Genomic DNA, 663 nt, shown 5'->3' with positions numbered 1-663 from the left:
GTGGGCTAAGGTCGATGCGGCAATCCATGCCTTGAATGATCCGATGAAGCAAATAGAAGAGATCACGAACGGCGATTACCCAACGATCGTTTTTGATGCGACCGGCAACGTCCGCTCGATGACACAGGCATTCAATTATGCCGCACATGGCGGGAAACTGATCTATGTTGGATTGGTGAAGGACGATATTACGTTTTCCGATCCGGACTTCCATAAGAAAGAATTGACGCTCATGGGAAGCCGCAATGCAACGCGTGAAGATTTTGGTTATGTGTTAGACGCACTGCGCTCGGGTACGCTGGATATGGAAAACTATATAACTCATCGTTGCGGATTCGACCAGATGATCAGCCGGTTTGAGAGCCGGCTTCTTCCTGAATCCAAGGTGATTAAAGCGATTGTGGAATTATAACGGCTTCAAAGAAATTGCCATCTTCAAGGACGGGGGTGCTTATGAGCATGCAAACGTTTCCCAGGCTGAATCGATCGATTGCGGGAACTCAGGATGTCCTGCCGCCTAAAGTATTGCAGGTCGGGGAAGGAAACTTTATCAGAGCTTTCGCGGACTGGATGTTCCACACATGCAATGAGCAAGGGCTGTTTCTGGGAGGAGTCATTGTCACTCCGCCCAGAACAAGCGGCCGCGGCAAGCTTGAATTGCTT

Annotated in this window: 1 protein-coding gene and 1 pseudogene; both read left to right on the top strand. The window is 49.6% G+C overall.

Annotated features, from left to right (window positions below):
- Positions 1 to 412, top strand: a 412-nt coding sequence (locus PT964_RS26365; protein ID WP_274366335.1) for a zinc-binding dehydrogenase, incomplete at its 5' end; no start/stop codon positions are given.
- Between the two features lie 41 nt (positions 413 to 453).
- A pseudogene (locus PT964_RS26360) lies at positions 454 to 663 on the top strand (tagaturonate reductase); the annotation flags it as partial.

The organism is Paenibacillus thermotolerans, assembly GCF_028745515.1.
Classification (GTDB): Bacteria; Bacillota; Bacilli; order Paenibacillales; family YIM-B00363; genus Paenibacillus_AE; species Paenibacillus_AE thermotolerans.
Note: the sequence above shows the minus strand (reverse complement) of the source record. Positions and strands in the feature narration are given on the sequence as shown.